Origin of the sequence: Serratia nematodiphila DZ0503SBS1, assembly GCF_000738675.1 — a bacterium.
GTDB lineage: Bacteria > Pseudomonadota > Gammaproteobacteria > Enterobacterales > Enterobacteriaceae > Serratia > Serratia nematodiphila.
In genome coordinates this window covers 2,926,527-2,950,192 of the sequence record NZ_JPUX01000001.1, presented here as the reverse complement: position 1 = coordinate 2,950,192, position 23,666 = coordinate 2,926,527, and the positions used below count along the sequence as shown (strand labels likewise).

Genomic DNA, 23,666 nt, shown 5'->3' with positions numbered 1-23,666 from the left:
GAACGCATCATGAGCAAACTGACCCATCAACAGCTGGCTGAGCGCATCGCGCGCGATATTCCCGAAGGCGCCTACGTCAATCTCGGTATCGGCATTCCAACCCAGATCGCCAACTATCTGCCGGCCGATAAAGAGATCTTCCTGCACAGCGAAAACGGCATTCTCGGCATGGGCCCGGCGCCAACGCCGGGCGAAGAGGACCCGGAATTGATCAATGCCGGCAAACAACCGGTTACGCTGCTGAAAGGCGGCTGCTTTTTCCACCACGGCGACTCTTTCGCCATGATGCGCGGCGGCCACCTGGATATTTGCGTGCTGGGCGCCTATCAGGTCTCCGAACGCGGCGATCTGGCGAACTGGAGCACTGGCGCACCGGGGGCGATTCCGGCGGTCGGCGGCGCGATGGATCTGGCGATCGGCGCACGCCAGGTGTTTGTGATGACCGAACACCTGACCAAAACGGGTGAATGCAAAATCGTCCGCCAATGCAGCTATCCGTTAACCGGCGTCGGCTGCATCGACCGCATCTACAGCGATCTGGCGGTGATGGACGTCACTCCCCAGGGACTGGTGGTGCGTGAAATATTTGCCGGCCTGACCCCGCAACAACTGCAGGACGTCACCCCGGTCGAACTGACTTTCACCCTTCAACACGGGGAACCGCGCCATGAATCCAGCTTATCTGTGTGACGCCGTCCGCACGCCCTTCGGTCGCCTCAATGGGAGCCTGGCCGGCATACGCGCCGACGACTTGGCCGCTCTGCCGTTGAAAGCGCTGCAGGCACGCCATCCGACGCTCGACTGGAGCCAGGTGGACGACGTGTTGTTCGGCTGCGCCAATCAGGCGGGGGAAGACAACCGCAATGTCGCGCGCATGGCGCTGCTGCTCGCCGGCCTGCCGGTGCAGGTGCCCGGCTGCACCATCAATCGCCTGTGCGGATCCAGCCTGGATGCGGTAGCAGCTGCGGCGCGCGCCATCAGAACCGGCGAGAGCGAGCTGATGATCGCCGGCGGCGTGGAAAGCATGTCGCGGGCGCCTTATGTGATGGGCAAGGCGGAAAGCGCCTTCAGCCGCACGATGAAGATTGAAGACACCACCATGGGCTGGCGTTTTATCAACCCACAGATGCAGGCGCTGTACGGCGTGGACACGATGCCGCAGACCGCCGAAAACGTGGCGTCGCAATTCGGTATCAGCCGTCGCGATCAGGACGCCTTCGCCCTGCGCAGCCAGCAACGCACCGCCGCCGCACAGGAAAGCGGCTTTTACAGCGACCAACTGATCGAGGTGCTTATCCCGCAGAAGAAAGGCGAGCCGCTGACCTTCAACCAGGACGAACATCCGCGCGCCACCACCTTAGCCGCACTGGAAAAACTCAGGCCGGTGGTCGCCCCGCAGGGCAGCATTACGGCCGGCAACGCATCCGGCCTGAACGACGGCGCCTGCGCGTTGCTGCTGGCCGGCGAGCGCAGCGTGGCTCGCCATGGCCTGCGGCCAATGGCACGCATCATTGCCAGCGCCGTCACCGGCATCGAACCGGCGATCATGGGCTTTGCACCGGCGGCGGCGGTGCGCAAAGTGTTGCATATTGCCGGCCTGACCCTCGAACAGATGGACGTGATCGAACTGAACGAAGCCTTCGCCGCGCAAGCGCTGGCGGTGACCCGCGAGCTGGGACTGCGCGACGATGCGCCGCAGGTGAACCCGAACGGCGGCGCGATTGCGCTCGGCCATCCTCTGGGCGCCTCCGGTGGCCGGCTGGTGATGAACGCCGCCTGGCAACTGCGAAAAACGCGCGGGCGCTACGGGCTGTGCACCATGTGCATCGGCGTCGGCCAGGGCATTGCACTGATTATCGAACGGGTATGAGGTCAATCATGGATATTGAATATCGCCTCGACGGCCCGGCCGACGCACCGCTACTGGTGCTGTCCAACTCGCTGGGCACCACCTTCGAGATGTGGCAACCGCAGTTGGCGGCGCTGACCGAACGCTTTCGCCTATTGCGCTACAACCAGCGCGGCCACGGAGCCACCCCGTTGGCGAAAGCGCCGCTGCAACTGCAGCAGTTGGCTGAAGACGTCATCGCCCTGCTCGACCATTTGGATGCGCCGAACGCCCATTTTTGCGGCATTTCGATGGGAGGATTGACCGGGCTCTGGCTCAGTCGTTATCACCCCGAGCGCATCGGACGGCTGGTGGTCGCCAATACCGCCGCCCGCATCGGCAACGCCGAAGGCTGGCGACAACGCGCGCAGCAGGTACGGAAACACGGGTTGGCGCCGATCGCCGCCGCCTCACCCGCGCGCTGGTTCTGCGCGGCATTCGCGCAGCGCCACCCCGAGCAGGTGGCTGCGCTGGTGGCGGCCCTGGCGGCCGGTAATCCGCAGGGATACGCCGCCTGCTGCGAGGCGCTGGCGCAGGCCGACCTGCGCGCCGAGGTTGCCTTGATGACGCGGCCGATGCGGGTGATTGCCGGTGAGCAAGATCCGGTCACGACGGTGGCGGACGCCGAGTTTTTAGTCGCCAATGCGCCACTCGCCGATCTGCGGCGGTTGCCGACATCGCATATTTCCAACATCGCCTGTCCGGATCTCTTCAACCGCTGCGTTGTCGAGTTTCTTACTGAAAAGGAATGAAGCATGGAACTTCGCATTGAACGCATCGACAGCTGGCTGGTGGATATTCCCACTATTCGGCCACACAAATTGTCGATGGCCACGATGGGCTGCCAAACGCTGACGCTGGTGCGCATGACCTGCGCCGACGGCCTGATCGGCTGGGGGGAAGCCACCACCATCGGCGGGCTGAGCTACGGCCCGCAAAGCCCGGAGGGGATCAAGTCGGCGATCGACGGCTACCTCGCGCCGCTGCTGAGCGGCAAAAGCTTCAGCGGTCTGGCGCCGTTGGTTGCGTTGATGAATGGCCAGGTCCAGGGCAATACCTTTGCCAAGTCGGCGCTGGAAACCGCCTTTCTCGATGCCCAGGGCAAACGCCTCGGCCTGCCGGTCAGCACCCTGCTCGGCGGCGCGCTCAGCAACACCCTGCCGGTGCTGTGGACGTTGGCCAGCGGCGATACGCAGCAAGATATCATCGAAGGGCAACGCCTGTTGGCGGAAGACCGTCATCGCGCCTTCAAGTTGAAGATCGGCGCCCGGCCACTGGAGGAAGATCTGCGCCACACCCAGGCTATCAAGCAAGCGCTGGGGCCGGAGATCAGCATTCGCGTCGATGTTAACCAGGCCTGGGATGCCGCCACCGCCGTACGCGGAATGGCGGCGCTGCAGCAGATCGGCATCGATCTGGTCGAACAGCCGGTGCCGCAATGGGATCGCACGGCGTTAATCCGGCTCAGTCAGCGCTTCACTCTGCCGATCCTGGCCGACGAAGCGGTGGCCGACGCTCACGACGGTTATGCATTGGCTGCGGGCGGCTTTACCGGCGCCTACGCGCTGAAGATAGCCAAGGCCGGCGGCCCGGCGCAGGCGCTGAAACTGGCGCAGGTCGCACAGGCCGCCGGAGTCGGCGTCTATGGCGGCACCATGCTGGAAGGCACGCTGGGCACCGTCGCCTCGCTGCACGCCTGGTCGACGCTGAAGCTGGACTGGGGCAGCGAGATGTTCGGCCCGCTGTTGCTGAAAGACGACGTGGTCACCACGCCGCTGCGTTTCGCCAACGGTCACGTCAGTCTGCCGTCAGGCCCGGGCCTGGGGGTCGATATCGATGAAGACAAACTGCGCTTTTATCGACGCAAATAACCACGAGGGACTACGCCATGCTATTCAAAGTTGAAATGGTCGTGAAATTACCGCTCGATATGCCTAAAGCGCTCGCCGACGAAATAAAAACGCGCGAAAAAGCATATTCGCAAACCCTGCAGGCGAGCGGAAAATGGCGACATCTTTGGCGCGTAGCCGGTAGCTACGCCAATGTCAGCATTTTCGATGTGGAAAGCAATGCCGAGCTGCACGAGCTGTTATTCGCCCTGCCGCTTTACCCTTATATGAAAATTCGCGTAACGGCGTTATGCCGACACCCGTCATCGATCCGCGACGATGACAAATAAAATACCGGGATAATAACCCGCAAGGTTAGCTGTTAATTCCTGTTCTCTGTATAACCTACATTATAAGCAATGAGGAATTCGCAATGTCTATATCCTTCAATCAACGTCAAGACATTATCAAATTGCTGGAAATCAGCAGCGGTTTTACTAATGACAACGGTGATCCGCGTTTCAAAAAAATCATGCATCATCTGCTGGGCGATATTTGTCAGCTCATCGATCGCTATGATATTTCCCCTGAAGAATTCTGGCAGGCGATCAACTATCTGCACGTCTTGGGCGAACGTCAAGAGGCGGCGCTCCTGGCCGCCGGCTTGGGGCTGGAACACTACCTCGATCTGCGCGACGACGAGCGCGAGCGCCAACAAGGGCTGAGCGGCGGTACGCCACGCACCATCGAGGGGCCGCTGTATGTGGCCAATGCGCCAGTGAGCGCCGGCTTCGCGCGGATGGATGACGGCGACGACGACGGCGAGGTGATGTGGCTGCACGGCCAGGTCAAAGGCGCCGACGGCAAGCCGCTGGCGGGGGCGGTGGTTGATATTTGGCACGCCAACACGTTGGGCAACTACTCTTTCTTCGATAAATCGCAGAGCGGCTTCAACCTGCGCCGGCGGATAACCACCGACGCCGATGGCCGCTACGCGGCGCGCAGCATCGTGCCGTCGGGCTACGGCTGTCCACCCGACGGGCCCACCCAGGCTTTGCTCAATCGACTGGGGCGCCACGGCAACCGTCCGGCGCATATTCATTTCTTCGTCTCCGCACCGGCGCATAAACACCTGACGACGCAAATCAATCTCAATGGCGACCGTTATCTGTGGGATGACTTCGCTTTCGCTACCCGCGATGAGCTGATCGCCAACCCGGTGAAAATCACCGATCCGGCGCTGGCGGCAAAACGCGATCTGCCCGGCCCGCATACCGAAGTGCAGTTTGATTTTACGCTTTATGCCGCGGCGGACCGCATCGAACAGAACAGAATAAATCGCCCTCGCGCGCTGCAAGATTAATATTTTTCGCACAAAAGAATAGCGACGCTAATAACGGGCAATCGGTTATTGATTGCCCACTGCCCCGTCTATCCATTTTCCATGAGGCCATGAATATGCATTCATTATTGAATCCGACAATATCCAAGCTGAAAGAAAAAATAAATCACGCTTTAATTATTGATAAAGAAAATGGCATATATCAGTGCAATCGCGGTATTTTTACCGATGAGGCGCTGTTTGAACTCGAAATGAAAGCCATTTTCGAAGGCAATTGGATTTATCTGGCGCATGAAAGCCAAATCGCCAACTCAGGCGATTATTACACGCTCACCATTGGGCGTCAGCCGGTGATCATCACGCGCGACAAAGACATGCGGCTGCATGCCATGATCAATAGTTGCTCGCACCGTGGCGCGATGTTGGCCAGCCGCAAGGCCGGCAATAAAAGTACCTTCACCTGCCCCTTCCACGGCTGGACCTTCAATAACGCCGGCCACCTGCTGAAAGCCAAGGACGAGAAAACCGGCGCTTATCCTCCCTGTTTCAAGCAGGACGGCTCACATGATGTGAAGCAGCTGCCGCGTTTTGAGTCTTATCGCGGATTTCTGTTCGGCAGCCTGAGTGATGAGGTGCAACCGCTGGAGGACTATTTGGGCGAAACGCGGCAGATCCTCGATCTCATCATCGATCAGGCTGAGAGCGGGCTGGAAGTTCTGCGCGGCTCATCCTCCTACACCTTCGACGGCAACTGGAAACTGCAGATGGAGAACGGTGCGGACGGTTACCACGTCAGCGTGGTGCACTGGAACTATGTCTCCACCATGGCGCATCGGGATGCCGCCAGCGGCACCCAAACCATGGACGCCAACTGCTGGTCGTCAAAAAACGACGGCGGAGCCTACGGCTTCAAGAATGGTCATCTGCTGTTGTGGACCCGGGTGCTGAACCCGGAGTCGCGCCCCATTTATCGGCACTTCACCCGTTTGAACGACGCGTTCGGCGCACACCGTGCCGACCTGATGGTGAACCAAACCCGCAACCTGTGCCTTTACCCCAATCTGTACATCATGGACCAGCTTTCCAGCCAGTTGCGCGTAGTGCGCCCGATTGCCGTCAATAAAACCGAAGTGACCGTATTCTGCTTTGCGCCGAAGGGCGAAAACGCCGACGAGCGAGCCTTGCGCATTCGTCAGTATGAGGATTTCTTCAACGTCAGCGGCATGGGTACGCCGGACGACCTGGAGGAATTCCGCGCCTGCCAGCTGGGGTTCAACGCCGGCAACATGCCCTGGAGCGATCTGAGCCGCGGCGCTACCCGCTGGCTGGAGGGCCAGGCTGACGACAACGCCAAAGCGCTGGGGATCGTGCCTGACATGACCGGCCCCCGCCCGGAAGATGAAGCCCTGTATCTCAGTCAGCATCATCATTGGCAAAACATTCTGCTGCGCCAGCTGGAGCGCCAGCAACGAAACGACGAGGTGGCGCAATGAGTACATGTAACCTGCAACAGCGGGTGGAACAATTTCTGTACCGCGAAGCACGCCTGCTGGATGACCGGCAGTGGGATGACTGGCTGGCCTGCTACCATCCGCAGGTCGAATATTGGATGCCGGCCTGGGCTGACGACGATCGCCAGACGACGGATCCCCACAGCGAGATTTCGCTGATTTATTACGCCAATCGCGAAGGCCTGGAAGATCGCGTTTACCGCATAAAAACCGAACGCTCAGCCGCCAGCAGCATGCCGGAGCCGCGTACGGTGCATCTTATCAGCAACGTGGAGCTGTTATCCTCCGGTGCGGAACAGGCCGAGGTGAACTACCACTGGGCCACCTTCTATCACCGCTACAACCACACGGACACTTATTTCGGCTCAACCCGTTTGTGGATAGATCTTACCGGGGATGCGCTGCAAATTAAGCGCAAAAAAATTCGTCTGGATAATGACTATATCAATCATGTTATTGATATTTATCATCTTTAATACAGGAGGTGAGGTATGTCTTTTACCGTTGCCCTTAATTTTGAAGACGGTGTCAGCCGCTTTATTCAATGCAATCCGAATGAAAGAGTACTCGACGCCGCCTACCGACAAAAGATCAACCTGCCGATGGACTGCTCGGACGGCGTATGCGGCACCTGTAAATGCCACTGTGAGCAAGGAGAGTATCAGTTGGGCGATGACTACCTGGAAGAGGCGCTGTCAGAGCAGGAAGCCGCACAGCGGCGGGTATTGACCTGTCAGATGGTGCCGCTCTCGGACTGCGTCATTGAGGTGCCGATGCCCTCGACGATGTGTAAAACCGCCAGCGAAATGTTTACCGCCACCGTCACCTCCGCCACCGCCCTGTCGGACAGCGCCATCGAGTTCTGCCTGACGCTGGATGATGAGCGGGGCATCGCGTTCCTGCCGGGACAATATGTGAATATCGACGTTCCCGGTAGCGTGGTCAGCCGCGCCTATTCGTTCAGTTCGCCGCCCGGTAGCCGGCAACTCTCTTTTCTGCTGCGTAACGTGCCCGGCGGCATAATGAGCCGTTATCTGACTGAACAGGCGAGACCCGGCGACGCGATCCGTCTGCGCGGCCCGCAGGGCAGTTTCTATTTGCGCACGCCGGTGCGGCCAATGTTATTTCTGGCCGGCGGCACCGGGCTGGCGCCGTTCCTTTCCATGCTGGAACATCTGGCACTCGGCGGCAGCAAACAGCCGGTGCATCTGATCTACGGCGTCACCCATGACCACGATCTGGTCAAGCTGGAACAGCTGGAGACATATCGCCGGCGCCTGCCGAATTTCAGCTATCTGAGCTGTGTAGCCAGTGAGGTGTCGCTGTCGCCGCATAAAGGCTATGTCACCCAGCATCTCGACGAAAGCCTGCTCAATAAGGGTGACCTGGACGTGTACCTGTGTGGGCCGCCGCCGATGGTGGAAGCGGTGCTTGGCGATTTCCAGCGACGCGCCTTTATCCCGAATAGCTTCCATTATGAGAAGTTCGCCCCCAGCCAGGCCGATCAGAGGAGTTGACCATGGATAAGTCACGTTTCAGCGGCCAGGTAATGGCGATAACCGGTGCCGCTCAAGGCATCGGCAAAGCGGTGGCCGAACGCGCGGCTCGGGAAGGGGCGAGTTTGGCGCTGATCGATCGCACCCCCTATCTGGAGGAGGTCGTAGCCGTTTTACGCGAACGCGGCACCGATATCATCGCCCTGCAGGCCGATTTGGAGCACTGGGAAGAAGCACGCGAGGCGCTGGATCAGGTGCAACAGCACTTTGGGCGCGTGGATATTATGGTGAACAATGTGGGCGGCACCATCTGGGCGCGACCATTTGCCGACTATGCGCCGCAACAGATTGAGGCGGAGATTCGGCGCTCGTTGTTCCCGACGCTATGGGGTTGCCGCGCCGCGTTGCCGCATATGCTGGCGCAGGGGAGCGGAGTGATCGTCAACGTTTCTTCGGTCGCCACGCGCGGCGTCAATCGCGTTCCCTATTCCGCAGCCAAAGGCGGCGTCAACGCCCTGACCCAATCACTGGCCTTTGAATACGCTGGAGCCGGCATTCGCATCAACGCCACGGCGCCGGGCGGCACCGAAGCGCCGCCGCGGCTGACGCCACGCAACCGCGAATCCCCGACGCAGCAGGAGGAACGGTGGTATCGGCAGGTGGTTGAGCAAACGCTCGACAGCAGTCTGATGCACCGCTACGGCAGCGTCGATGAACAAGCCGCCGCTATTCTGTTCCTCGCCAGCGCCGAAGCCAGTTACATTAACGGAACGGTGCTGCCGGTCGCCGGCGGCGATTTGGGATGAAACAGGCGCAGGGCCGCAGCGATCAGCCTTTGGTTATCCTGCGGCCCTGCGCGTCGATCACCGGCTCGCCGTCCTCTTTGCTGAAGGCGCCGCGCTGCGGATCCGGCAGAATCTCCAACACCGCCTCCGACGGACGGCACAGGCGCGTGCCAAGCGGCGTCACCACGATGGGGCGATTGATCAGGAGCGGCTGTTGCACCATGAAGTCGATCAGTTGATCGTCGCTCCAGGCGCCGTCGTCCAGCCGCAGCTCGGCGTAAGGCTCGACGTTTTTACGCAACAACGCGCGCGGCGTCATGTTCATGTCGGCCAGCAACGCAATCAACCGTTCGCGGCTGGGGGGCGTTTCCAGATACAGAATCACCTCCGGCTCAGCGCCGCTGTTGCGGATCAGCGCCAACGTATTGCGCGACGTGCCGCAGGCCGGGTTGTGATAAATTTTGATGTCGCTCATGTCAGTTGCTCCGGTTATGGCAAAACGGACAGCCGCAGCACCAGCGCGGCCAGGGTGACGAACAGAATTGGCAGCGTCATCACCAGTCCCACGCGGAAGTAATAGCCCCAGGTAATGACGATGTTTTTCCTTGCCAACACATGCAGCCACAGCAACGTGGCCAGGCTGCCGATCGGGGTGATTTTGGGGCCGAGATCGCTGCCGATGACGTTAGCGTAAATCATCGCCTGCCTGATGACGCCTTCCGCGCTGCTGCCGTCGATCGACAGCGCCCCTACCAGAACCGTCGGCATGTTATTCATGACGGAAGAGAGAAACGCGCTCAGGAAGCCGGTGCCGAGCGTCGCCGCCCACAGCCCCTGCCGCGCCAGCGCATCCAGCACGCCGGACAGCAGATCGGTCAGGCCGGCATTGCGCAGCCCATAGACCACCAGATACATACCCAGCGAGAAAATCACGATCTGCCAGGGCGCCCCGCGCAGCACTTTGCCGGTATCGATCGCCCGCCCGCGTTTCGCTACCGCCAGCAGCACCAGCGCGCCGCAGGCGGCGACCAAACTCACCGGCACGCCGAGCGGTTCCAGGGCGAAAAAGCCGATCAGCAACAGCGCCAATACCGCCCAACCGGCTCGAAACGTCGCGCGATCGCGGATCGCTTCCCGCGGTACCGGTAAACGCGTCAACGCGTAGCCCGGCGGAATATCCTTGCGGAAGAACAAATGCAACATCACCAGCGTCGCCGCCACGGCGACGAGGTTGACCGGCACCATCACCGCCGCATACTCCGTAAAGCCCAAGTGGAAGAAATCCGCCGAAACGATATTCACCAGGTTGGACACCACCAGCGGCAGGCTGGCGGTATCGGCGATAAAACCCGCCGCCATGACGAAAGCCAGCACCGCCGCAGGACGAAAACCGAGCGCCGACAGCATGGCGATCACGATCGGCGTGAGGATTAACGCGGCGCCGTCATTGGCGAACAGCGCCGCCACCGCCGCGCCCAACAGGAGCATATAGGTAAACAGCCAGCGGCCCTTGCCGTTGCCCCAGCGCGCGACGTGCAAGGCGGCCCAGGCAAAAAAGCCGCTTTCATCCAGCAACAGGCTGATGATGATGACGGCGATAAAGGTCGCAGTCGCATTCCAGACTATCTGCCATACCACGGGGATGTCGCCGACGTGCACCACGCCGCTCAATAATGCCAATCCCGCCCCGATCGACGCACTCCAGCCAATACCCAGCCCCTTCGGTTGCCAGATGACCAAGATCAACGTCAGAATAAAGATCGCCCCTGCCACTATCATCGCTGTCCTTCCGCCCCTTTAAGTTTACATATTCGATTTTTCATATGTGTTTGCGTAAATTTTTTACCGTTACGGGCAACCTTTCGCCACGCGTTGCGCTAACTCCGTCATCTGTTCTGGCCGGCACTGATAAGCCTGCTCAATAATCGCCGCCGCCCAGGCCGGCATATGCGGCGACAGGCGATAATGTATCCATTTACCCTCGCGCCGATCGAGCAGCAGCCCGCTTTCACGCAGCATCGCCAGATGCCTTGAAATCTTGGGTTGCGGCAGCGCCAGTGCGCCCGACAGCTCGCACACGCACAGTTCACCGGCGTGGCGCAACAGCAGCACCAAGGTCAGACGCGTCTCGTCAGACAGGTTTTTAAACAGCTTCAGCGGCGTCAATGACGACATGTCACACTCCCGTTAACCTTTCTCTTCACCACAACTCGCTCGTGAAGATACCAGCTTCACATGCGAAAAAACAAATATAAAATGCAAAACGTTGCCCTCCTCACCGAGACATATACTTATCTTTATGCCGTTCTTGCAGGAAGGAGGTACCATGCCGCTCACATTCAAACGTTCGGAAAGGCTCTCCATCGGCACCGAAATAGAGTTACAGCTGGTCGATGCCGAGCACTACGACCTTACGGATCGAGCCGATCGGGTGGTCAGCGCGGTCGGCGACCGCCGGCGCGTCAAGCATGAGCTCACCAAATCGATGGTGGAGCTGAACAGCTCGGTGCACCGCGATCTCGATGAGCTGCACACCGAGCTGCGCGCCCTGACCCATACCGTCCGACGCAGCGCGCAGCGCCTGGGCTGTGACGTCTGCGGCGGTGGCCGCCACCTGAGCAACGACTGGCGCAAGCAGGTCATCAGCGACAACGCGCGCTACAGGCAGCTGGCCAGCCGTTTTGGCTATCTCTCCAAGCTGGCCTGCGTGTTCGGCCAACACATTCACCTCGGCGTCAACGACGGGGACGAAGCGATGTACCTGTGCCATGCGCTGACGCCCTACTTTCCGCAGTTGATCGCGCTCAGCGCCTCGTCGCCGCTGTATCAGGGGGTCGACACGTGCTTTGCCAGTTCCCGCTTCAGCGCCCAGAACTCCTTCCCCAACTACGGATGCCTGGAACACATCTACAGCTGGCATGAATTCAACGCCTACTACGAACGGTTGAATGCCGCAGGCGTGATTGAAAGCGTCAAGGATATTTACTGGGATGCGCGGCCAAAACCGGAGCTGGGCACGGTAGAGATCCGCATCTGCGATACACCGCTGCGCCTCACCCACGCCGTGCTGCTGGTCGGTTACTGCCGCCTGCTGGCCGATTTTCTGTTGCAGCACCGCTCACCGATCGCGCCGGAATACGATGCCTTCACCAATTACAACAAGATCAACGCCTATCGCAGCGGCTTTGCCGCCGAATACGTCGATCCCGCGACGCTGCGCCGCAGCAGCCTGACCGCCCACATCCTGCACACTCTCGAAGCGCTGAGCGGTTTTGCCGAGCGACGGGAGGATCGTGCCCTGCTGCAGGCCGTCGAGCGCCATGTCCGCCAGGGCATCAGCGATTCGGAGCATATCCGCCAGATGTTGCACAACGGCCTGCCGCAAGCTCAGGTGATCAAGCGCCTGTGCGATGAGCTGTTGCAGCCTGCAAGTTAAGTTTCGGCTATCGATTCCATACGCCAAAGCCGCTGTTCATTATGTGCTCTTTCGCTACAATCGTGAGCACTGACATTCACCGTATCGAGGACACCATGTACAACTTCTCCCGCTATCAGGCAAAAGAACTGGCGCTGGCTTACATGAGCGGCAAAAAGCACGATCTGTCGCCGCAGGAGTTTTTGCAGCAGCTGAAAAGCAGCGAGCGATCGTTTGAGCATCTGCTGAAACACGGCAGCGAAATGCCGCGTGACGTGCTGGTTAAAAGCTTCTGAACAGCCGGTTGCCGGCCATTTCCCCTCTACGCCGCCGGTGGCGAGCCTGGCAGGCCCGCGCATTCCCGGCCGTTCATCCCACGTTCCTCATCCTGCCCGTTTCGCCCTCACAGGCGAAAACCCCATAAATTCGTACCTAGAGGCGAATTATTGACATATTCGTATCCAGGTGCGAATTTATAGTCATCCCTCCGCAAATAATGGAACACGCCATGCCGACGCCAATCAGCGTAATCAGCGGCGATCTGGTCGATTCCCGCCGATCAGACACCGTCAACTACCTCAATGGGCTGCATAACCTGCTCGATCGGCTGCGGCGTGACGGGCGGCTGCATCAGGTGGAAATCTTTCGCGGCGATGCCTTCCAGGCGCAGGCCGCCCCGGAGGACGGGCTGTTGCTGGCGGTGTACATACGCCTCGCGCTGCGGGCGATGGGCGCCGCGCACTGGGATGCGCGCATCGCCGTCGGGCTGGGTAGCCAACGGCCCGACGCCGCCGGTTACGGCAGCGCCTTTATCAACTCCGGCAGCGCGCTGGACGCCATGGCAAAAAATTGCCGGCTGGCTCTGAAAACCGACAACGATCGGACAAACACCATTGTCAGCGATCTGCTGCCGATGTTAGATCATGTGATTGGCCGCCTGTCACAGGCCGAAGCGCGCATCGTTCAGGCGAGAATGTTCGCCGACAGCGGCGCCGCCGTGGCGGACCAGCTGCAAAAAGCCGCCTCCACGGTCTCCGCCGCGCTGAAACGCGCGGCCTACGAGGAAATCATGCGGTTTATTCACGCCATTAACAGGATCGTCTGACCATGGATCTGACCTATGCGCCTTTGCTGGCCTGGCTGTTGCTCGTCCATCTGCTGGCGGATTTTCCGCTGCAGCCGCTGAGTTGGGTGGAAGATAAAATCCAACATCGCGCGCGTTCGCGTTTTCTGCTGTTGCACGCGTTGCTGCACGGGGTGCTGGCCGCCTGGGCGGTGGCCGGTTTCGGCCTGCTGCACGGCGGGCTTTCTTCACTGCAGGTGCTGGCCAGCCTGCTGGCCATCGCCGTCAGCCACTACCTGATCGATTTGCTGAAAGTCACCGCGATGAACCGTCTGAGCCCGGCCCGCAGCTTTCTGCTCGATCAGGGATTGCATCTGGCGGTGATCGCCTTGCTGTGGCTGGGGCTGACGCCGAATGCCGGTGAACTGCTCGCCGCGCTGGGGCGGCAGCTGGGGCGTTGGCAAACCGGCCTGGTGCTGGTGGCCTACAGCCTGATTTATCTGCCGATGAGCCTGCTGATTGGGCAACTGCTGGCGCACTGGACGCCGCAAATGCCGCCTTCGGCCAAGGCCGACAACGACTCGCTGCTGCGCGCGGGCAAACAGATTGGCTACCTGGAAAGAACGCTGATCCTGACCTTCGTGCTGCTGGGGCAAATTCCGGCGATCGGTTTTTTACTGGCGGCCAAATCTATCTTCCGTTTCGGCGATCTGCGCCAGAGCGACGATAAGATGCGTACCGAGTATGTGCTGCTCGGCACGCTGTTTTCCTTCACGCTGACCATCATGCTCGGCCTGCTGGTCAACAAACTGCTGTAGCGGTGCGGGGGCGAAAAATTTCGCCCCCGAAGTGAACGCCGAGGCGGCTTAGAGCCACTCGCCAAAGCGGCGGATATAGAAACGCTTCATCAACTGCGCGACCACGCAGTAGCTGACCAGCGTTGCGGCCAACCACGGGAAGTATTCCCACGGCAGCGGCTGCAGGCCAACCAGGGCGCCGAGCGGTGAGAACGGAATGTAGATGCCGAGCGCCATCACCAACCCGGTGGTCAGCAACACCGGCAGCGCCGCGGTGCTCTGAATGAACGGGATCTTCTGGGTGCGCAGCATATGCACCACCAGCGTTTGCGACAGCAGCCCCTCAATGAACCAGCCGGACTGGAACAGCGCCTGGTGTTCTACGCTGTTGGCGGCGAACACGTACCACATCAGCGCATAGGTCGTAATATCGAAGATCGACGAGGTCGGCCCAATCCACAGCATAAAGCGCCCGATGTTTTTGGAATCCCACTTGCGCGGCTTGCGCAGGAACTCTTTGTCCATCTTGTCCCACGGCAGCGACAGCTGGGAAATGTCGTACATCAGATTTTGAATCAACAGGTGGATCGCCAGCATCGGCAGGAACGGGATGAAGGCGCTGGCCACCAGCACCGAAAACACGTTGCCGAAGTTGGAGCTGGCGGTCATGTTCAGGTACTTGATGATATTGCCGAAGGTCTCGCGCCCTTTGATCACCCCCTCTTCCAGCACCATCAGATTCTTTTCCAACAGGATGATGTCCGCCGACTCCTTGGCGATGTCGGTGCCGGTGTCGACCGAAATGCCGACGTCGGCATCGCGCAGCGCCGGCGCATCGTTGATGCCGTCGCCGAGGAAGCCGACGGTATGGCCGTTGCTCTGCAGCATTTTCAGCACCCGCGATTTTTGCAGCGGCGTCAGCTTGGTGAAGACCGTACGCTGTTCCACTTCGCGCGCCAACTCTTCGTCATCCATCTGTTCAATCTGCAGCCCGGAGAGCGGCTCACCCGGCTCCAGCCCGACATCGCGGCAAATCTTGCAGGTGATCACCGGGTTGTCGCCGGTCAGCACCTTCACCGTCACGCCGTTTTCCTGCAGTGCGGCGATCGCCTGCTGCGCGCTCTCCTTCGGCGGATCGAGGAAAGTCAGCAGCCCTTGCACCACCATGTCGCGCTCGTCGGCCACGCTCAGCGGTTCGGCCGGGCGCTGCGCATCCAGCTCGCGCGTCGCCAGCACCAGCACGCGGAAACCGTCTTCGTTATACTCGCGGGCCAGCGCCTGCAGCGCCGCACGGCGCGCGTCGTCCAGTTCCAGCGTTTTGTCGCCTTCGCGCACGTGGGTGGCGATCTCGAGCATCTCCTCTACCGCGCCCTTACAGATCAGCTGCTGCGTGCCATTTTCGTCCGCCACCACGATCGACAAACGGCGGCGCACGAAATCGAACGGCAGCTCATCCACCTTGCTGAAACGGCCCAGGGCTTCGATCCCCGGTTTGCCGCGGCCAAAGCGGATCACCGCCTGGTCCATCAGGTTCTTCATGCCGCTCTGATGGAAGCTGTTCAGCCAGGCCAGGTGCAACACCTCGTTATCCCTGGCGCCAGTGACGTCGATGTGGTGCTCGAGAATGATGCGATCCTGGGTCAGGGTGCCGGTCTTGTCGGTGCAGAGCACGTCCATGGCGCCGAAGTTCTGAATGGCGTTCAGGCGCTTCACCACCACCTTGCGGCGTGACATGGCGATCGCCCCTTTCGCCAGGTTGGAGCTGACGATCATCGGCAGCATTTCCGGCGTCAGGCCGACCGCCACCGCCAGTGCGAACAGCGCCGCCTCGCTCCAGTCGCCTTTGGTGAAGCCGTTGATCAGCAACACCACCGGCACCATCACCAGCATGAAGCGAATCAGCAGCCAGCTGACGCTGTTCACCCCGCGATCGAACGCGGTTTGCGCCCGCGAACCGACGATCGACTTGGCCAGCGAGCCGAAGTAAGTGCGCCCGCCGGTTGCCACCACCACCGCCGTGGCGGTGCCGCTGGCGACGTTGGTGCCCATCAGGCAGATATTGGACAGCTCAAGCAGCGCGTTCTCGCTGGACACTTCCCCTTCGCTCGACTTCTGCGCCACGTTGCCCATGGCATCGTATTTCTCGATCGGGATCGCTTCGCCGGTCAAAATCGCCTGGCTGATGAACAGATCGCGCGAGGCGATAAGACGCACGTCGGCCGGCACCATGTCACCGGCGGAGAGCTGAATGATATCCCCCGGCACCAGTTCGCGGATCGGCACTTCCAGCGTCAGCGGATGCGCGCTGTAGCTGCTGCGGCGCAGCACCGTAGCGGTGGTGCGCACCATCGACTTCAACGCTTCCGCCGCTTTGTTGGTGCGGTATTCCTGCCAAAACCGCAGCAGCCCGCTCAACGTGACCATGGTCAGAATGATAATGACGCCGGTGAGTTCAGTTTCTTCACCGCTCTGGAGCGGCAGCCAATAATCGGTAAAGAAACTGATCGCAGCCAGCACCATCAGCACGAAGATAAACGGGTTGTTAAAGGCCTTGATCAACTGAATCAAGGCATGCGGCGCCTTGTCGTGGGCGACCTGGTTGGCGCCGAACTGCTCCAGCCGCTCATCGGCATCGTCCTGGGTCAAGCCGTTGCGGTTGCACTTCAGGTTCGCCAGCGTTTGGGCGATGCTGTTGGTCGCCTCTTGCGCAATGGCGTAGGTCACCGCGTCTTTATCACGGCGACGCATTCTTTCATTAATCTGAGTCATAACGCTATTCTCTTATTTTCGTTCTGCGCACAGGGAGATCCCGCCCGATAAACAGGTGACTCTGCGCAGAGTGGAATTTTTTTAATTAGCGTGACTGAATAGCGTGATTACCCTGTCAGCCACGCAAGAATCATTTCCCTTCCGGGGTCATCGTCCATAACGCCTCCTTAATGCTCCGCGTTATTCAAGGTACTCATGAATAAAACCGAACATATAATCAAGTTAATCAATATTTATATTATTACTCAGACCGGTAATTCGGACGCGACGCGCCAACGCACGGCACTCACGCTTTTTTCCAGACTGACGCGGCAAACAATACCCTCAATTTCTTTTTGCGCGGCCGGCGTAGCGGTAATTTCCGCGCACACTTCCAATTGCCCCGGGCTGGCAATATCGGCGCTGCGCAAGGATTGCAGCCGCAAGGCGACGCCGTTCAGCGCCTGCAGAATCAGGGTGCGCACCAGAATTTCATCCTGCTCGCCGCAGGTCACCTGAATGCGATAGCACAGTTCCAGATCGGTCGCCTGCTGGTGCGGCTGCAGGTTGATGCGCTGCGCGGCCTCGCGCAGCAGGATATTGGCGCACAGGATCACCAGCGTGGCGACCACCGCATCCCAATGCTGGCCCAGGCCGCACAGGACGCCGATCCCCGCCGAACACCACAGCGTGGCGGCGGTGTTGAGGCCGCGAATGTTCAGCCCTTCACGCATGATTACGCCGGCGCCGAGGAAGCCGATACCCGAGACGATCTGCGCGGCCACCCGGCCGGCGCTGGCCGGATCGGTGGACATAGAGCTGAGAATGAAGACCGCCGCACCGGTCGCCACCAGCGCATTGGTGCGCAGGCCGGCCATGCGTTGGCGCCACTGGCGCTCGGCGCCAATCACCGCGCCCAGGCACATCGCCAGCAATAAATTTAAAACGAAAGGAGTCATAGCCATGACTTTCCCCTTAATTAACCACAGGAGATAAAATCATGTGCTGTTTAGCACACGCGAAAACGCGCTGAAAATAAATCAGCGAATCAGCGTGTCATGCCTGGAGGGAAAAGGCTGTGGCTGCAGAATACCATAATAACGTCCAACTCAATTCGCCTGAAGCCACTTGGCATCAGGAAACGTTTTCTTATTCGGGTATGCACAGCTCAGAAATAACTGGAGAGGGGTGCTGCCCGCCGATAACGGCAAGCAACAAATCAGAAGATAATTGGTCAGCTTGCCTTATTTATTTTATTACAACTACAACTGTCCAATTGGGTTTCTCCACCGAAATTTTGGCTGAGTATAGTGACGTCGGGTAATGAAGTAAAGGCCAATTTATTAAACGAAAAATAAACTGGAATACCGCAATGATATTCCAATGTCACAAATAGAAGATGGCGACATTGGGCGCCGACGCCGCCTTCCGGCCGCTGCATCAGGCCCTGTGGGACAAAGCGCTGACCGCCAACTTCAGCGCGCAGCCATTCGCCGGCGTAGCGGCCCGCAGCCTGCGCGCCAAACTGGCCGATGGCCGCACGTTCGACGTTGCGCCTTAGCAAGGTCGCCGGCGGTGGGCTACGCTAGGCTATATTTCCGACAACCCGTAAGGAGTGGCCGATGACGCCTCTGATCCACACTCTGCTCGACGAAATTTGGCAAAGCCTGGGGCAGCGCCCCGCCCCCGCCGACCGGCTAACCGTAAGCGGCACCGGCGCATTGCCTTCGGCTTTTCCCGTAACCGAATTGGCTACCGCCGCCTGGAGCGCCGCCGGTTTGGCCTGCGCCGAGTTGCTTCGCCGCGAGGCAGCCAACGCGCCGCAGGTCTGGGTCGATCAACGCCTGGCCTCGCTCTGGTTCGGCTGGACGCTGCGTCCGCTGGGGTGGACGCTGCCTGCGGCCTGGGACGCGCTGGCCGGCGACTATGCGACGACGGATGGCTGGATACGCCTGCATACCAATGCGCCGCACCATCGGCGAGCGGTGGAGCAAGTGCTGGGTTCGGCATCGGATAAAGGCACGCTGGCGGAACGCGTGCTGGGCTGGAAAAAAAGCGAGCTGGAGGAAGCGGTGATCGAAGCCGGCGGCTGCGCGGCCCAAATGCGCTCGGCGGCCGCGTGGCGACAACATATTCAGGGCAAAAGCGTAGCGCTCGAACCGCTGATCCACGCCTCGCTGCAGCCGGAAGCGCCACCGCCGGGCTGGGCGCTTCCCGTCGCCCGGCCGCTGCACGGCGTACGGGTGCTGGATCTGACGCGCATTCTCGCCGGGCCGATCGCCACGCGTTTTCTTGCCGGTTTGGGTGCCGACGTGCTGCGCATCGATCCCTACGGTTGGGATGAGCCCGGCGTTGAACACGAAGTCATGCTGGGCAAGCGCAGCGCGCGCCTCAACCTGACCAATGCGCACGATCGCCATACGTTTGAACATCTGCTGAGAAACACCGACGTGATCGTGCACGGCTACCGTGCCGGTGCGCTGGAGAAGTTGGGTTATGGCGCGGAGGAAAGGCGCGCGCTGGCGCCGGGCCTGATAGACGTCTGCCTGAATGCCTACGGTTGGAGCGGGCCGTGGCGCACCCGGCGCGGTTTCGACAGCCTGGTACAGATGAGCTGCGGGTTGGCGGAAGCGGGCATGGTTTGGCGTAGCGCCAGTTTGCCGGTGCCGTTGCCGGTACAGGCTCTGGATCACGCCACCGGCTATTTGATGGCGGCGGCGGTGCTGACCGGTATGGCGCAGCGCCTGAGCCGCGGCACCGGCTACCACGCGCGGCTGTCGCTGGCGCGCACGGCGCAGCTGCTGCTGGCGCATCCCTGTTCGGCAGATTATCGGCCGGAACCGCTGGCGCCGGCCGGCCCCGCCGACGAGAACCCGGAAACGGAATTGACTTACTGGGGGGCCGCGCAACGCCTGCGCGCCCCGCTAAGCCTGCAGGGTACGACGCTGCAATGGGCGCTGCCGGCGACCACGCTCGGCACCGCGCAGCCGGAATGGCTACGCCGCTAAATCGCCGCCAACTGTTGCTGCAGCCACTGCAGCAAGCGGGTGACCGCCGGCGTCAGCCCGGCGGTCTGCGGCCACACCAGATAAACGTCGTCATCGCTCAGGCGACAGGGCGCGGCCAACGCCACCAGTCTCCCGGCGTCGAGGGCATCCTGCACCAGCAGCTTTTTCGCCAGCGCGATGCCAAACCCTTGCTCCGCCGCGCGAATCAACAATCCGGCATCGTTGAACAACGCCTGTTGCCGCCCGCACAGCGAGCGCCCTTGTGCATTAAACCAATCGCGCCAGGGACTGACGTCGTGTTCCAGCAAGGGAACTTCGCCACCGTTCTCGAACGCCGCCCCCCATTCTCGCGCCATATCCGGCGAGGCGACAGGCAGCACGTCGCCCGACGCAATACACTGCGCCTGCAGCCCCGCCCACTGACCGCTGCCGATGCGGATCGCCGCATCAAACCCACGCTGCGACAGATCCTGCAGCGCCAGCGACGCATCGATATCCAGCGCAATATCGGCGCAGGCTTCATGGAATGCCGGCAGACGCGGCAACAGCCAATAATGGGCAAAAGACGGCAACACGCTGATGCGCAGCGTCTGGCTTGTCGCCGCACGCCGGGCGCGGGCGATACCCTGCTGCAGCGCCTGCAGCGCCGGTTCCACCGCCGCCAGCATCTCTTTCCCGGCCGCATTCAGGCGCACGCCGCGCCCGCGCCGTTCAAACAGCGGATAGCCGACCGCCTGCTCCAGCAACTGAATTTGCTGGCTGACCGCACCGTGCGTCAAATGCACCTGCTGCGCCGTGGCGCGCAAATTTTCCAACCTGGCGGCGATCGCAAAGGTCGGCAAGACATGCAGGGGAATGCGTTCATTCATCATTGGTTAACCAGGCTATCCAAAAAGGTTATTTTTCATCGATTTTGACCGGCAGGCAAATGTTCTATGTTTACCCCATCATCCCTGACGCTTTCGGAGCCGCCATGCACCCACGTTTACAACAAGACCTCGCACAGTTTCCGCAGATCCTCGACCACACTCGCCAGTTGGCGGAAGATTTTCTGACCGGGCTGCAGCAACGCTCGGTCTGCCCGCCGCTCGAGCATCAGCAGCTGCAACCGGGCGACGATCGACTAGATGAAAACGGCGAAGGCGCCCTGGCGGCGCTGGAGCGCTTTTGGCAACGTTATCAGGCCGGCATTTCCGCCAGCGCCGGCCCGCGTTATTTCGGCTTCGTCACCGGCGGCGGCACCCCGGCGGCGGTCGCAGCGGACTGGCTGGTTAGCGTGACAGACCAAAATAGCCTACTCAGCCATGATACCATCGCAGCCACGATCGAGCTGGCGGCCGTGACACAGTTGAAATCCCTGTTGGGCCTGCCGGAAACGTTCAGCGGCAGCCTGGTCAGCGGCGCGACCATGGCCAATTTCACCGGGCTGGCCATTGGCCGGCAGTGGCTGGGACAACAGCACGGCGTAGATATCGCCCAACAAGGCCTGGCGGCGCTGGGTTCCATCCGGGTATTGTCGGCCAATCCACATTCCAGCAGCGTGAAGGCGCTCAGCATGCTCGGTATCGGCCGCGAGGCGCTGACGACCATCGCCAGCCTGCCGGACTCAGAAGCCATGGATATGGAAGCACTGGAACGGCAGCTCGCCGCCGGCGCCGGCCAGCCAACGTTGGTGCTGGCCAGCGCCGGTACGGTCAACACCGTCGCGTTCGACGACCTGCCGCGTCTGCTGACGCTGCGGGAACGTTATCCATTTTGGCTGCATGTCGATGCGGCATTTGGCGGCGTGGCGGCCTGCTCGCCGCTATACGCTCCAAGGCTTGAGGGCTGGCAGCATGCCGATTCCATCACTGTCGACGCACACAAATGGCTGAACGTGCCTTATGACAGCGCGATCCAATTTACCCGCCATTTGGATCTGCAAATGCAGGTATTTCAGAACCATTCGGCCTACCTGGAAGCACCGACATTGCGGCCAGACAACTATCTGCATCTGACGCCGGAGAATTCGCGCCGCTTCCGCGCCCTGCCGCTCTGGCTGACGCTGAAAGCCTATGGCCGCAGCGGCATACGGGATATCGTCGAGCGCAACGTCCGATTGGCGCAGGCGCTGGGGGCGGCGCTGGCAGCCGATGACGGTTTCCAGCTGCTGGCGCCGGTGAATTTGAACGTGGTCTGCTTCGCACTCAGCCATCCACAGGGCGACAGCGAGGCGGCGCGCGATCGCTTTCTCGAGCGCCTGAGCCGACACGGCGTGGTGTGCTGCACCCCTACGCGTTATAACGGTCAGCCGGGGATCCGAGCCGCACTGGTCAACTGGATGACGGAGGAACAGGACATCCGGCTGGCGTTGGACTCGCTGCGCCATTGCCTGGCGGAAACGGCCTAACGCGCGCGGCGTATTACCCGAGTTGGAAGGCCTGCAAACGCCGTTCTTGCCGCCCGTCATCGCCGATATTATCCGGCGACAGCCAGGCGGCAAACGCCGCGCGCCGCGCCGGCCATTCCCCGTCGACGATCGACAGCCAGTCGGTGTCGCGCGTGCGTCCTTTGACGACGACGGCCTGGCGGAAGGTGCCTTCATAGCGAAAACCCAAGCGCTCGGCGGCCTGGCGTGAAGGAAGATTGAGGCTATCGCATTTCCATTCGCATCGCCGGTAGCCAAGATCGTCGAACAGATGCCGCAGCATCAGGAAAATCGCCTCGCTGCCCAGCGCGCTGCGCTTCATCAGCGGCGACCAGTTGATGGTGCCCAGTTCGGCCACGCCGTTGGCAGGATCGATGCGCAAAAAAGCGCAGCTTCCCACCGCACGCCCGTTTGACTGATCGATCACTACCATCGTGTTTCTGTCAGCGCTGGACGCCTGAGCCTGAAGATAACGCTGGAAATCTGCGCGCGACTGCGGCCGTTCCCAGAACAGATAAGTCCAGTCGCGATCGTCCTCGGCGGATTGATAAGCCTGATAAAGCGCCTCCCCCCAGCGCTCGAGGTTAAGCGGTTCGAGGCGGCAAAACCGCCCTTGCAGTGGCGAGTGCCCGGGCATGCCTGCCGGCTGCCAATGAGGGAGGGCTTCGCCTATCGGCTGCCCATACTGATTCCGTCTCACCGCGACATCCTGTTTTTGAAAGGTGGAGAGGCAAGTTAAAACCAACGCGGGCCAGAGACAACTCCGACCTGCCATTCCTCCCCTGCGGATCGGGCAGCAGGATGATAGTTTAGAGAAATCACTCAATCACCGTTAAACATTCACGAAAATTATTTCATGTAAAATAAATATCCAGATAACTCATTGTAAAACGGTGATTTATAGCAACAAATAAGCTACACATTCCGGCCATAATGTTAACTTTCGTTTGCCGTTATGATAAAAAAAGAAGTGCTAATCATTAGCATGGAAAGCAGGAAACCAACACAACTTAATGATTTTTAAACAAAAAAATAAAATAACCTCAGGAAGGGCATTTTTTAATCACTCAAAAAATGCGCTGAAAGACTTCAAAAAAACGACACATGAATTTTTTTTAAGACTTTTCCTAGCAAACTAAAATTTTGTTTCGTGACATGATGAACAGATTCGCGGCAAGCAATGCAGACAGGCACGGGCGCCAAGCGCAGATCAGGCTCAACATGCCGAAGCTGGACGAGCAGCAGATCGCTCTGACTTAAGCCAAACTTATAGATTCATGCAATTAATAAGTTTAGTATGAAAATATCATTGAGTGACGCCGTGTTTATTGATAGAACACTCGCTACACTGAATTATTGCTCCATTTTGCCTTTCGG

24 protein-coding genes are annotated in these 23,666 nt (G+C 60.2%); 17 read left to right on the top strand and 7 right to left on the bottom strand.

Annotated elements, in window-relative coordinates; all coding sequences use genetic code 11:
* Positions 1–9 precede the first annotated feature (9 nt).
* The 10 genes from JL05_RS13570 to benD all read left to right on the top strand — a co-directional run bounded on the left by JL05_RS13570 (position 10) and on the right by benD (position 8,872).
* Positions 10–690, top strand: a complete 681-nt coding sequence (locus JL05_RS13570) for a 3-oxoacid CoA-transferase subunit B (protein ID WP_033632707.1) — start codon at positions 10–12, stop codon at positions 688–690.
* Positions 668–1,870 carry a 3-oxoadipyl-CoA thiolase gene (gene pcaF / locus JL05_RS13565; protein ID WP_033632706.1) on the top strand — a complete coding sequence of 401 codons (1,203 nt, stop codon included), beginning with the start codon at positions 668–670 and terminating at the stop codon, positions 1,868–1,870. The genes JL05_RS13570 and pcaF overlap by 23 nt, the downstream gene beginning before the upstream one ends.
* Before the next feature lie 8 nt (positions 1,871–1,878).
* Positions 1,879–2,640, top strand: a complete 762-nt coding sequence (gene pcaD / locus JL05_RS25390; RefSeq protein WP_033632705.1) for a 3-oxoadipate enol-lactonase — start codon at positions 1,879–1,881, stop codon at positions 2,638–2,640.
* A 3-nt stretch (positions 2,641–2,643) separates the two neighbouring features.
* Positions 2,644–3,759, top strand: coding sequence for a muconate cycloisomerase family protein (locus JL05_RS25385; protein WP_015378319.1), 1,116 nt, complete (start codon positions 2,644–2,646; stop codon positions 3,757–3,759).
* A 17-nt stretch (positions 3,760–3,776) separates the two neighbouring features.
* A complete protein-coding gene (gene catC / locus JL05_RS13550) occupies positions 3,777–4,067 on the top strand; it encodes a muconolactone Delta-isomerase (protein WP_015378320.1) in 291 nt (96 codons plus the stop codon).
* Positions 4,068–4,150: 83 nt separating this feature from the next.
* Entirely contained in the window at positions 4,151–5,080 is a 930-nt protein-coding gene (catA, locus tag JL05_RS13545; RefSeq protein WP_021505768.1) for a catechol 1,2-dioxygenase, read from the top strand.
* 95 nt (positions 5,081–5,175) lie between these two features.
* Positions 5,176–6,552 carry a Rieske 2Fe-2S domain-containing protein gene (locus JL05_RS13540; RefSeq protein ID WP_033632704.1) on the top strand — a complete coding sequence of 459 codons (1,377 nt, stop codon included), beginning with the start codon at positions 5,176–5,178 and terminating at the stop codon, positions 6,550–6,552.
* On the top strand, positions 6,549–7,046 hold the full coding sequence (gene benB, locus JL05_RS13535; protein ID WP_033632703.1) for a benzoate 1,2-dioxygenase small subunit: 498 nt from the start codon (positions 6,549–6,551) through the stop codon (positions 7,044–7,046). The genes JL05_RS13540 and benB overlap by 4 nt, the downstream gene beginning before the upstream one ends.
* Positions 7,047–7,061: 15 nt before the next feature.
* Positions 7,062–8,087, top strand: a complete 1,026-nt coding sequence (benC, locus tag JL05_RS13530; protein WP_031300652.1) for a benzoate 1,2-dioxygenase electron transfer component BenC — start codon at positions 7,062–7,064, stop codon at positions 8,085–8,087.
* A gap of 2 nt (positions 8,088–8,089) precedes the next feature.
* Positions 8,090–8,872: a benzoate diol dehydrogenase BenD gene (benD, locus tag JL05_RS13525; protein ID WP_033632702.1), complete on the top strand. Its 783-nt coding sequence runs from the start codon at positions 8,090–8,092 to the stop codon at positions 8,870–8,872.
* A 22-nt stretch (positions 8,873–8,894) separates the two neighbouring features.
* Here benD and arsC read toward each other — a convergent pair whose 3' ends face one another.
* The 3 genes from arsC to JL05_RS13510 all read right to left on the bottom strand — a co-directional run bounded on the left by arsC (position 8,895) and on the right by JL05_RS13510 (position 11,026).
* The gene (gene arsC, locus JL05_RS13520; protein ID WP_033632701.1) at positions 8,895–9,326 is read right to left on the bottom strand and encodes a glutaredoxin-dependent arsenate reductase; all 432 of its coding nucleotides are present in this window, start codon (positions 9,324–9,326) and stop codon (positions 8,895–8,897) included.
* A 14-nt stretch (positions 9,327–9,340) separates the two neighbouring features.
* Entirely contained in the window at positions 9,341–10,630 is a 1,290-nt protein-coding gene (locus tag JL05_RS13515; protein ID WP_004935077.1) for an arsenic transporter, read from the bottom strand.
* A 69-nt stretch (positions 10,631–10,699) separates the two neighbouring features.
* Entirely contained in the window at positions 10,700–11,026 is a 327-nt protein-coding gene (locus tag JL05_RS13510; RefSeq protein WP_033632700.1) for a metalloregulator ArsR/SmtB family transcription factor, read from the bottom strand.
* Positions 11,027–11,177: 151 nt separating this feature from the next.
* Here JL05_RS13510 and JL05_RS13505 point away from each other — a divergent pair, with 151 nt between their 5' ends.
* The 4 genes from JL05_RS13505 (at position 11,178) to JL05_RS13490 (ending at position 14,147) form a co-directional block, all read left to right on the top strand.
* The gene (locus JL05_RS13505; protein WP_004935083.1) at positions 11,178–12,287 is read left to right on the top strand and encodes a YbdK family carboxylate-amine ligase; all 1,110 of its coding nucleotides are present in this window, start codon (positions 11,178–11,180) and stop codon (positions 12,285–12,287) included.
* A 95-nt stretch (positions 12,288–12,382) separates the two neighbouring features.
* Positions 12,383–12,562 carry a hypothetical protein gene (locus tag JL05_RS13500; protein WP_004935085.1) on the top strand — a complete coding sequence of 60 codons (180 nt, stop codon included), beginning with the start codon at positions 12,383–12,385 and terminating at the stop codon, positions 12,560–12,562.
* Between the two features lie 212 nt (positions 12,563–12,774).
* On the top strand, positions 12,775–13,371 hold the full coding sequence (locus JL05_RS13495; RefSeq protein ID WP_033632699.1) for a hypothetical protein: 597 nt from the start codon (positions 12,775–12,777) through the stop codon (positions 13,369–13,371).
* A gap of 2 nt (positions 13,372–13,373) precedes the next feature.
* Positions 13,374–14,147: a DUF3307 domain-containing protein gene (locus tag JL05_RS13490; RefSeq protein WP_004935091.1), complete on the top strand. Its 774-nt coding sequence runs from the start codon at positions 13,374–13,376 to the stop codon at positions 14,145–14,147.
* Positions 14,148–14,195: 48 nt separating this feature from the next.
* Here JL05_RS13490 and mgtA read toward each other — a convergent pair whose 3' ends face one another.
* Together mgtA and JL05_RS13480 are read right to left on the bottom strand one after the other, a co-directional pair.
* Entirely contained in the window at positions 14,196–16,895 is a 2,700-nt protein-coding gene (gene mgtA, locus JL05_RS13485; protein WP_033632698.1) for a magnesium-translocating P-type ATPase, read from the bottom strand.
* 245 nt (positions 16,896–17,140) lie between these two features.
* Positions 17,141–17,839 carry an MgtC family protein gene (locus JL05_RS13480; protein WP_004935097.1) on the bottom strand — a complete coding sequence of 233 codons (699 nt, stop codon included), beginning with the start codon at positions 17,837–17,839 and terminating at the stop codon, positions 17,141–17,143.
* Positions 17,840–18,273: 434 nt separating this feature from the next.
* Between JL05_RS13480 and JL05_RS25580 the strand changes: the two genes are divergently transcribed.
* Together JL05_RS25580 and JL05_RS13475 are read left to right on the top strand one after the other, a co-directional pair.
* On the top strand, positions 18,274–18,435 hold the full coding sequence (locus JL05_RS25580; protein ID WP_162837997.1) for a hypothetical protein: 162 nt from the start codon (positions 18,274–18,276) through the stop codon (positions 18,433–18,435).
* A 61-nt stretch (positions 18,436–18,496) separates the two neighbouring features.
* Positions 18,497–19,882, top strand: coding sequence for a CoA transferase (locus tag JL05_RS13475; protein WP_033632697.1), 1,386 nt, complete (start codon positions 18,497–18,499; stop codon positions 19,880–19,882).
* Here the strand turns inward: JL05_RS13475 and JL05_RS13470 are convergent.
* On the bottom strand, positions 19,879–20,754 hold the full coding sequence (locus tag JL05_RS13470) for a LysR substrate-binding domain-containing protein (protein ID WP_033632696.1): 876 nt from the start codon (positions 20,752–20,754) through the stop codon (positions 19,879–19,881). The genes JL05_RS13475 and JL05_RS13470 overlap by 4 nt on opposite strands.
* A 101-nt stretch (positions 20,755–20,855) precedes the next feature.
* Here JL05_RS13470 and JL05_RS13465 point away from each other — a divergent pair, with 101 nt between their 5' ends.
* Positions 20,856–22,271, top strand: a complete 1,416-nt coding sequence (locus tag JL05_RS13465; RefSeq protein ID WP_033633632.1) for a pyridoxal phosphate-dependent decarboxylase family protein — start codon at positions 20,856–20,858, stop codon at positions 22,269–22,271.
* A gap of 13 nt (positions 22,272–22,284) precedes the next feature.
* Here JL05_RS13465 and JL05_RS13460 read toward each other — a convergent pair whose 3' ends face one another.
* Complete coding sequence (locus JL05_RS13460) at positions 22,285–22,926, bottom strand: GNAT family N-acetyltransferase (protein WP_079007628.1); 642 nt, start codon at positions 22,924–22,926, stop codon at positions 22,285–22,287.
* Positions 22,927–23,666 lie beyond the last annotated feature (740 nt).